The organism is Streptomyces inusitatus (genome assembly GCF_014651115.1).
GTDB lineage: Bacteria > Actinomycetota > Actinomycetes > Streptomycetales > Streptomycetaceae > Streptomyces > Streptomyces amakusaensis.
In genome coordinates, this window is the sequence record NZ_BMWG01000012.1 from 173,041 (window position 1) to 182,111 (window position 9,071).

Annotated in this window: 8 protein-coding genes; 4 read left to right on the top strand and 4 right to left on the bottom strand. The window is 72.4% G+C overall.

What is annotated here, in order from left to right; genetic code table 11:
- Positions 1–164 precede the first annotated feature (164 nt).
- From IE247_RS19675 to IE247_RS19685, 3 genes are read right to left on the bottom strand one after another with little or no spacing between them, the layout of a single operon-like run.
- Positions 165–1,661, bottom strand: a complete 1,497-nt coding sequence (locus IE247_RS19675; RefSeq protein WP_190124492.1) for a tripartite tricarboxylate transporter permease — start codon at positions 1,659–1,661, stop codon at positions 165–167.
- 3 nt (positions 1,662–1,664) lie between these two features.
- Entirely contained in the window at positions 1,665–2,219 is a 555-nt protein-coding gene (locus IE247_RS19680; RefSeq protein WP_190124493.1) for a tripartite tricarboxylate transporter TctB family protein, read from the bottom strand.
- Positions 2,216–3,199, bottom strand: a complete 984-nt coding sequence (locus IE247_RS19685) for a Bug family tripartite tricarboxylate transporter substrate binding protein (protein WP_190124494.1) — start codon at positions 3,197–3,199, stop codon at positions 2,216–2,218. Before IE247_RS19685 ends, IE247_RS19680 begins: the two co-directional genes overlap by 4 nt.
- Before the next feature lie 128 nt (positions 3,200–3,327).
- On the opposite strand from IE247_RS19685, the gene IE247_RS19690 reads away from it, so the two are divergent.
- Positions 3,328–4,044, top strand: a complete 717-nt coding sequence (locus IE247_RS19690) for a response regulator (protein ID WP_190124495.1) — start codon at positions 3,328–3,330, stop codon at positions 4,042–4,044.
- 110 nt (positions 4,045–4,154) lie between these two features.
- Here IE247_RS19690 and IE247_RS19695 read toward each other — a convergent pair whose 3' ends face one another.
- Complete coding sequence (locus IE247_RS19695) at positions 4,155–4,583, bottom strand: pyridoxamine 5'-phosphate oxidase family protein (protein ID WP_190124496.1); 429 nt, start codon at positions 4,581–4,583, stop codon at positions 4,155–4,157.
- Between the two features lie 1,033 nt (positions 4,584–5,616).
- Here IE247_RS19695 and IE247_RS19700 point away from each other — a divergent pair.
- From IE247_RS19700 to IE247_RS19710, 3 genes are all read left to right on the top strand, one after another.
- Positions 5,617–6,606: a lytic polysaccharide monooxygenase auxiliary activity family 9 protein gene (locus IE247_RS19700; RefSeq protein WP_190124497.1), complete on the top strand. Its 990-nt coding sequence runs from the start codon at positions 5,617–5,619 to the stop codon at positions 6,604–6,606.
- A gap of 176 nt (positions 6,607–6,782) precedes the next feature.
- Entirely contained in the window at positions 6,783–7,871 is a 1,089-nt protein-coding gene (locus IE247_RS19705; RefSeq protein WP_190124498.1) for a YhgE/Pip domain-containing protein, read from the top strand.
- Positions 7,872–8,105: 234 nt separating this feature from the next.
- Positions 8,106–8,972 (top strand): alpha/beta fold hydrolase, encoded by an 867-nt coding sequence (locus IE247_RS19710; protein WP_190124499.1) that lies wholly within the window; start codon positions 8,106–8,108, stop codon positions 8,970–8,972.
- The last annotated feature ends 99 nt before the right edge of the window (positions 8,973–9,071 follow it).

The following is a 9,071-nucleotide window of genomic DNA, read 5'->3' on the forward strand; positions in this document are numbered from 1 at the left end:
GGGGCGGAGGGGCCCGCGACGCCCAGGGCGCGGCGGCCGCCCCCGGGGGGGGGAGGGGGGGGCCCCCCACCGCCGACCCGTTCGATCGGGGCGGGGCGGGCCGTTCGGTTCACGGCCCGCCCCGCCGGCGCATCGGCGGGAGCGGTGGGGAAGGTGCCGTTGGATCAGGCGTCGGCGCCGCGACGGCGGACGATCGCCTTCTTGATCAGCGGCCAGGAGAGCAGGATCGCGATGATCACGTAGATCGTGACCGAGAACGGCGTGTTGAACAGGCCGCTGACGCTGCCGTCGCTGATCTGGAGGGCACGGCGCAGCTGCTGCTCGGCGGCCGGGCCGAGGATGACACCGATGACGGCCGGCAGCACGGGCAGGCCGTACCGCCGCATCCCGAAGCCCAGCAGACCGATGAGCAGCAGGATGACCAGGTCGAGGGCCTCGCCGCCGACCGCGTACGCGCCGACTCCGGCGAAGAAGAGGATGCCCGCGTAGAGGTAGGGGCGCGGGATCTTCAGCAGCTTCGCCCAGACCGGCGCGAGCGGCAGGTTGAGGGCGAGCAGCAGGACCATGCCGACGAACAGCGAGGCGATGAGGCCCCAGACCAGGTCCGGCTCGCGCTCGAAGAGCAGCGGTCCGGGCTGGATGCCGTACTGCTGGAAGGCGGCCAGCATGACGGCCGCGACCGCGGTGGTCGGCAGTCCGAGGGTCAGCATGGAGACCAGGGTGCCCGCCGCGGAGGCGGAGGCCGCCGACTCGGGACCGGCGACGCCCTCGATGGCGCCCTTGCCGAACTCCTTCTTGTTCTTGGAGAGCCGCTTCTCGGTGACGTAGGAGAGGAAGGTCGGGATCTCCGCGCCGCCCGCGGGGATCGCGCCGAACGGGAAGCCGATGAAGGGGCCGCGCAGCCAGGGCTTCCAGGTGCGCTTCAGGTCGTCCTTGCCGAGCCAGGGGCGGCCGACCGGGATGGGCGGGTCCGAGTTGCGGCGGAGGTGGGCCGCGACCCAGAGGGCCTCGCCGATGGCGAAGAGGCCGACCGCGACGATGACGACCTCGATGCCGTCCGCGAGGTGGAGCGAGCCGAAGGTGAGCCGCTGCTGGCCGGTCATCTGGTCCAGGCCGACGAGGCCGATGGTGAGGCCGATCAGCAGGGAGGCGAGACCGCGGATGCGGGAGGAGCCGAGGACCGAGGTGACCGCGATGAAGGCGAGCACCATGATGGCGAAGTAGTCCGGCGCGCCGATGTCGACGGCCAGTTCCGCGACGGTGGGGGCGAGGGCGACCAGCAGGATGGTGCCTATCAGACCGCCCGCGAAGTGTCCGACCGCGGCGGCGGCGAGGGCTTGTGAGCCCCGCCCCGACTTGGCCATGGGGTTGCCTTCGATGGCGGCGACGACCGCCGCGCTCTCACCCGGGGTGTTCAGCAGGATCGAGGTGGTGGAGCCGCCGAACATCGCGCCGTAGTAGATGCCGGCGAACATGATGAACGCGCCGGTCGGCTCAAGGCCGTAGGTGACGGGCAGGAGGAGCGCCACGGCCATCGCGGGTCCGATGCCGGGCAGCACTCCGATCGCGGTGCCCAGCAGTACGCCGATCACCGCCCAGAGCAGGTTGATCGGGGTCAGCGCGGTGCCGAATCCGTCGATCAGCGAATTGAGAGAGTCCATCGGCTAGAGCACCCCCATCAGCGGGCCACCGGGGAGCGGAACGCCGAGCAGATTGTTGAAGATGTAGTACGTGACCAGCGCGAGGGACGCGGCGATCAGTGGGTCGCGGTGGAACTGCCGGCTGCCGAGGGCGAACGCGGCGCCCCAGAAGAGCAGTGCTCCGGCGATGGGGAAGCCGAGCGGGCCGATGAGGACGGCGAAGCCGAGGAAGACTCCGGCGAGCAGCAGGACCGTACGCCAGTCGCTGGGCTCGCTGAGGTCGACGTCCTCGCCGCCCTCCGCCTCTCCGTGTCCGCCGCGGACGACGTCGACGGCGAGGAGTACGGCGATCACCAGGAGGCCGATGCCGACGGCTATCGGGACGGTCTTGGGGCCGACGGGGCCGCGCTGGGCGATGTCGACGTCCATGGTGAGCGCGTCCGCGAGGACGAGCACACCGATCAGGAAGAGAAGGACGCTGACGCCGATCTCGGAGTGTTCGCGCAGCCAGGACCGGGGGCCGGCCGGGCGGGCGGAGGCGTCCGTCGACTGAGTCGCGGGGGATTCCTGTGAGTTCACAGTCCGAGCTCCTTCAGCACCGAGTCCACGCGCTTGTCCTGTTCGTCCAGGAAGTCACCGAACTTGTCGCCGACGAGGAAGGCGTCGTTCCAGCCGTTCTTCTTGAGCGACTCCTTCCACTCGTCGGAGGCGTGCAGCTCCTTGATCAGGTTGGTGAGCTTCTCCCGCTCGTTCTTGGAGATGCCGGGCGGGGCGACGATCCCGCGCCAGTTGGTGAACTCGGTGTCGATGCCCGCCTCACGCAGGGTGGGGGCGTCGAGGCCGGGGACCCGCTCCGCGCCGGTGACGGCCAGCAGCCGGAGTTCGCCGGACTTGATCTGGTCGAGGTACTCGCCGACGCCGGAGACTCCGAAGCCGACCTTGTTGCCGAGGATGGAGGCGAGGAGCTCGCCGCCGCCGTCGAAGGGGATGTAGTTGACGGTCTTGGGCGCGATGCCCGCGGCCTGCGCCATCAGCATGGGCGCGAGGTGGTCGGGACCGCCCGGGGAGGAGCCTCCGCCGACCGGGAGCTTGCCCGGGTCCTTCTTCCACGCGGCGACGAGATCGTCGATGTTCTTGTACGGGGAGTCCTTGCCGACGACGACGATGCCCTGCTCCTCGGTGAGGCGGGCGATCGGCGTGGTGTCGGCGAGCGTCTTGGGGGTCTTGTTGGTGTGGACGGCTCCGACGACGCCGAGGCCCATCGACATGGCGAGCTTGCCGTTGCCGTGCTCGCCGACCAGCCGGGTCAGTCCGACGGTGCCGCCGGCCCCGGGGAGGTTGAAGACCTCGACGTTGTGGGTCAGGCCGGCGTCCTCGGCGTTCTTCGCCGCCGTCCGCGCGGTGATGTCGTAGCCGCCGCCGGGAGTGTTCGGGACCATGAACCGCAGCCCGGGGATCTGCGTGCCGGTGTCGGAGCCCTTGCCCTCGCTGAGCAGTGGCGGCCCCACGAACACCAGCAACGCAGCCCCGAGCAGGGCGAGGGGAGTGCGCAATCGCACGTGAGCCGCCTTTCGGTAGGGGAATGTGTGAAGTGGCCCACATGTTGCCGGTGCGTTAAGAAAGTGTCTCTCTTCCGGAATCAACGGACGTTGTGGTCATTGTGGTCACCGCTTAGCGTGTGCGCGTGATGAAAGTGCTGGTAGTGGACGACGACTTCATGGTCGCCAAGCTGCACAGCCGCTATGTGTCCATGGCGGAGGGGTTCCGGGTCGCGGGAGTCGCGCACACCGGCGCCGAGGCTCTGCGTGCGGCTGAACGGTTGCGGCCCGATGTGGTCTTGCTCGACATCTATCTGCCCGATATGGACGGGTTGACGGTGTTGCGCGAGCTGCGGGCGGCGGAGGAGCGGGACGAGTCACGGGCGAGGGTGGACGCTCTGTTCATCACGGCGGCCCGGGACGCGGGGCTGGTGCGGGCGGCGCTGCGGGCGGGCGCGCTGCACTATCTGATCAAGCCGTTCAATCAGGCTTCCCTGCAAGAGCAGTTGAGGCATATGGCGGCCTTGCGGTCGCGGTTCGAAAGGCTCGGGGAGGCACGTCAGGAGGATGTGGATCAGATATTCGGGGCCCGGCCGCCGGGTGCGCGCGGGCTGCCGAAAGGGCTCGCGGCGCACACGGCCGAGCTGGTGGAGCGGGTGCTGCGGGAGCGGGGCGGCGATCTTTCGGCGACCGAGTGCGCGGAGGCCGGTTCGCTGTCGCGGGTGAGCGCCCGGCGGTATCTGGAGTACTTCGTGGAGACCGGCCGGGTCGAGGTGACCCTGCGGTACGGCGGCACGGGCCGCCCGGAGCGGCGGTATCGCCTGGTGGGCGGGGGTGCCGCGAGCCATGGCCGACGAGGCGGCTGAGACCTTGACGGAAGGCGGCCCGGTGCCGGGCGGGGCGTTACCGGCGCGGGCCCTCGCGCCCGCCGCCGGATTCGCACCCGCACACGGGGCGTGACCGTCCGGCGGTACGGTCAGACCCGGCCCAGGTCCGCGCTGTTCCAGCGCTGCGGACGCATATGGATGATCACCTGCTCGCCCAGCTCCTTCTCCGCGAACTCGACGTAGGAGGCGACCTTCCGGGCGGGCAGATAACGCGCGGTGATCTCCACCAGCTCCTTGCGGGTGGCCGGGACCGTGGCCACGACGGGGCCCTCCACGGACACGTACCGCACACTGGGCTCCAGCCGGTCGACCAGCAGGGAGAACCGGCCCGCGCGCGCGATGAGCCGCTCCTTGCGGGAGCCGAGACCGGTGAGGATCCAGATGTCCCGGCCCGGTGCGTACTGATACCAGACCGGCACCGTCAGCGGCGCCCGGTCCTCTTCCTCCGCGCTCACAGCCAGGGCCGCGATATGCGGTTCGGCCAGGAATTGCTGACGCTCTTCAGGGGTCAGGGTCACGGATGACTCCTCCGCTCGGTCCGCCGGTTGTGCCGGCCCGGGCCCGGGTGTGACGGACGGCCGGAAAGTGGCCGGCCGACGGGACGAAGTTACAGGTTCCGGGCGGACGGCACCTCCCACTTGAGCGGTACACCGCCCGCCAGTTGACCGCTTTTGTCCTTTCCGGGAGGGCGGCGCCCCGACGGCGGGCCGCCGGGCCGGGCGACGGCGGCGGCCGGGGGCGGGCGGACCCGGCCGCGCCGGGCGTCCGGGACCGCCGCCGGGGCGCGGGGGCGGCTCCGGGGCGCACTCGCCCCGGCCGGGGCCCGCCGCCGCCGCGAGCGGACCGGCCGCCTGGTCCGCCGTCCGGCCGACCAGGCCCCATGGACCCCCGCTGAGCTGCCGGAACCCTCCGGCCCCAGCGACACCGTCCGGTCCCGCGCCCAGCCCCGGGGGCGGCGGGCGACCACTCGGCCGGGCCGCCGCGCAGGCCGCCGCGCACCCGCTCCGCCCGAGCGCGCCGGGGGCGGGGCCGACGGCGGCGGGGGAAGGCCTCCGGGCACCCCCGAACATGAGATGACGAACCGTCAAGACATGGCCGGGACAGGTTCCTTCGATCGAGTGAGGGCCATCCGTGCACGGGCTGACGCCCAGCCCCTCCCGACAGCCCCGGCAGCCCCGGCGGTCCCGCCCCCGGCACGGGCGCCGACGCGGGGGCCGCGGCCGCTCGGACGTCAACCGCACCGCCCCCAACGGGTCCCCGGCAAACGCGGCCGATCACCTTCGCGAACGTTTCACCAGCGGGAATCTCACCGAGAGTCACGGCCGTTCGCGGCCGAGTGGTGTTCCTCAGCCCCCTCTTAGCACTTCCTTAAAGCAAGGATAAGGATCACCGGGCAGCCGTCCTCAGAGGCGATTTCGACGATTCGAACAGCTAACTTTCTGATCGCCGGGGCCGGTTCGAACGACAGCACCGCAGGCGGTCAAGAGCCGCACCGCCTGTGTTGGACCGGCCCCGGAACCCCCCACGACGCCCACCGAGGAGAACGCCAGAATGACCACTCGTAGCAAGGTGGCCATGGTCGCCGCCCTGGCCGTCGCGCCGATCGCGCTGACCACCCTGACCGCCACGCCCGCCGCCGCGCACGGTTCGATGCAGGACCCGGTCAGCCGGATCTCGGCATGTTTCGCCGAGGGCCCCGAGAGCCCCGACTCGGCCGCCTGCAAGGCGCTGGTCGCCGCGGGCGGCACCCAGCCGCTGTACGACTGGAACGAGGTCAACATCGGTGACGCGGCCGGCCGCCACCGTCAGATCATCCCCGACGGCCAGCTGTGCAGCGTCGGCCGCGCCAAGTACAAGGGCCTCGACCTCCCCCGTACCGACTGGCCCACCACCAAGCTGGCCTCCGGCAACCACACCTTCCGCTGGCGTGCCACCGCCCCCCACGTGGGCACGATGGAGCTGTTCATCACCAAGCAGGGCTACGACGCGACCAAGCCGCTGAAGTGGTCGGACCTGGAGGCCCAGCCCTTCGCCAGCATCAAGAACCCGACGCTGGTGAACGGCTCGTACGTCTTCGACGGCACCGTCCCGCAGCGCTCCGGCCGTCACCTGATCTACTCGATCCTCCAGCGCTCGGACTCCCCCGAGGCGTTCTACACCTGCTCCGACGTGGTGATCGGCGCCGGTACGGGCACCGGCGCCGCCCCGGTCGCCCAGGCCCCCTCCGAGGGCGAGATCAAGCAGGGCACCGAGAACTCCACCGTCGACCACGGCGGACACGGCGGTGACACCTCCGCGGAGAAGGCGGCGAACGCCGAGCACGTCGCCCAGCAGACCGCCGCCAAGCCGGCCGGCAACGCCCCCGCGGCCCAGGGCGCGCCCGCCGAGGTCGCGGCCGAGGAGAACCTCGCCGCGACCGGTGGCGACAGCACCACCCCGTACATCGCGATCGGCGGCGCGGCCGCGCTGGCCCTCGGTGCCGCCGCGATGTTCGGCACCGCCCGCCGCCGCGCCACGGCCGGCACCCGGGCCGGTCACTGACCCGCCCCGGCCCCCTCTCGGCGATCCTCCGCTGATCGCCCTCTGATCGGACCGAACCGGTGACGATCCAGCGCGCCCGCCCCTCCCCGGCGGGCGCGCTGCTCGTGGTGGCCGCCGTTGCGCCATTCGGCCGCCCAGCGACTGCGTGAACCGCGCCCGGCGCGGAGCGTGGGGCCATGACGCGGACAACCAGCGGCACTCCGGAAGGTCCTCCCCCGGCGGACCGAAGCGGGCCCCAAGGCTTTGTCGCCGAGGTCAAGGACGCGGTCAGCGTGCGCGCCGCGGTGCTGGTCATCGGGGTGCTGGCGCTCCAGATCGCCTTCATCACCTCGTACATCGGAGCCTTCCACAAGCCCGAACCGCACCGGATCCCGATCGCGGTCGCCGCGCCCACCGCGGAGCTGACCGGGCGGACCGTGAACCTGCTCGCCGGGCTGGCGGGCGAGCCGCTCGACCCCAGCGCCGCGCCGGACGAGGCGAGCGCGCGGCGGCGGATCGAGACCCGGGAGGCCGACGGGGCGCTGATCGTCCGCCCCGGCGGCGGGCCGGACCGGCTGCTGGTCGCCAGTGCCTCGGGGGCCTCGCTCGCGGACGCCCTGACCGAGGTCGTCGCCGGGGCCGAGCGCGAGCGGGGGCGCTCCGTCGAGGTGGTGGACGTGGTCCCGGACTCCCCCGGCGACGCCCGGGGCCTCTCCTCCTTCTATCTGGTCGTGGGCTGGTGCGTGGGCGGCTATCTCTGCGCGGCGATCCTCGCGATCAGCGCGGGCGCGCGGCCCGCCAACGGGCATCGCGCGCTGATCCGGCTGGGCGCGCTGCTGCTGTACTCGATCGCGGCGGGGCTGCTGGGCACGGTGATCGCCGGCCCGGTCCTGGACGCGCTGCCCGGCAGTGTGCCCGCGCTCTGGGGGCTCGGCGCGCTGCTGGTCTTCACCGTGGGGGCGATCACCCTGGCCCTTCAGGGGCTGGCGGGCATCGTCGGCATCGGTCTGGCGATCCTGCTGGTGGTGGTCCTCGGCAATCCGAGCGCGGGCGGGGCCTATCCGTATCCGCTGCTGCCGCCGTTCTGGCGGGAGATCGGCCCGGCGCTGCCCCCGGGCGCGGGCACCTTCGCGGCGCGCTCGATCGCGTACTTCCGGGGCAACGGCGCGGCCGGTCCGATGCTGATCCTCGCGGCGTGGGCGGTGGCGGGCGCGCTGATCACCACGGTCTGCGCGCTGCGGCGGCCGGCCCGCGCCCCGGCGGACCCGCCCGGCTCCGGCGGGTGAGAGGCGCGCGGGCACACGCGCGGGCACATCAGGCCGGTTCCAGAACGGGTACACGAGGGCGCGAGGGCGTTCAGGGGCTCTTCACCGCATACGTACGGCACTTTGGCGGTAATTCCGGAAAGACGGTGAAAGCAGGCCCGGTCGGGGACCGCGCTGGGTAGACGTCAGGGGGTGGGAATGCCGAAGGCACACACACGCATGCAGAGGTCACTGACGACGACGAAGGGGGCGGGCGTGCGACGTCGGGTGCACGCGGGGGACGGGCGGCATCTGATGGTCGAGCGGCTGGGGGACCCGCGCGGCAGGCCGGTCTTCCTGCTGCACGGCACCCCGGGCAGCCGGCTGGGGCCCGCGCCGCGCGGCATGGTGCTGTACCAGCGGCACACCCAGCTGATCGCTTACGACCGCCCCGGCTACGGGGGCTCGGACCGGCTGGCCGGGCGCAGTGTCGTCGATGTGGCCCAGGATGTCCGGGCCATCGCCGATGAGCTGGGGCTCGACCGGTTCGCCGTGGTCGGCCGGTCGGGCGGTGCGCCGCACGCGCTGGCCTGCGCCGCGCTGATGCCGGAGCGGGTGACCCGTACCGCCGCGCTGGTGACGCTCGCGCCCCGGGACGCGGACGGGCTGGACTGGTTCGAGGGGATGGCGGCCTCCAATGTCCTGGAGTACACCTTCGCATCGGACGATCCCGCGGTGCTCACCGAGCGGTTCATCCTCCGCTCGGCGGAGATCCGTAAGGACCCCATCAAGCTTCTCAACGATCTGCGCCGCGAACTGACCGAATCGGACCGGATGGTGGTCGCCGACGCAGGCGTCCGCTCGATGCTGCTGCGCAATTATCAGGAGGCGCTGCGGACGTCGGCGTACGGCTGGATCGACGACGCGCTCGCCTTCTGCAGCCCCTGGGGATTCGATCCCGCGGACATCAAGGGGCCGGTGATGCTCTGGCACGGCGAGAAGGACGTCTTCTCGCCGGTGGGGCATTCGCGCTGGCTGGCCCAGCGCATCCCCGGGGCCACTGCGGTGCTGGAGCCGGCCGCCGCGCACTTCGACGCGCTGCACGCGCTGCCCCGGGTGCTGACCTGGCTGCTGGCGGACTGACCCGGGCGGGCCCCGCCGGCCCCGCCGCGGGGGGGGGCCGGCCGGGCCAGGCGGGCCGCGGGGCCCGGGCCCCGGGGGCCCCGCCGCGGGGCCCGGGCG

Coding starts and splice junctions, on each gene's coding strand:
- IE247_RS19675 (WP_190124492.1), bottom strand. CDS start 1,661: ATGGACTCTCTCAATTCGCTGATCGACGGATTCGGCACCGCGCTGACC.
- IE247_RS19690 (WP_190124495.1), top strand. CDS start 3,328: ATGAAAGTGCTGGTAGTGGACGACGACTTCATGGTCGCCAAGCTGCAC.
- IE247_RS19700 (WP_190124497.1), top strand. CDS start 5,617: ATGACCACTCGTAGCAAGGTGGCCATGGTCGCCGCCCTGGCCGTCGCG.
- IE247_RS19705 (WP_190124498.1), top strand. CDS start 6,783: ATGACGCGGACAACCAGCGGCACTCCGGAAGGTCCTCCCCCGGCGGAC.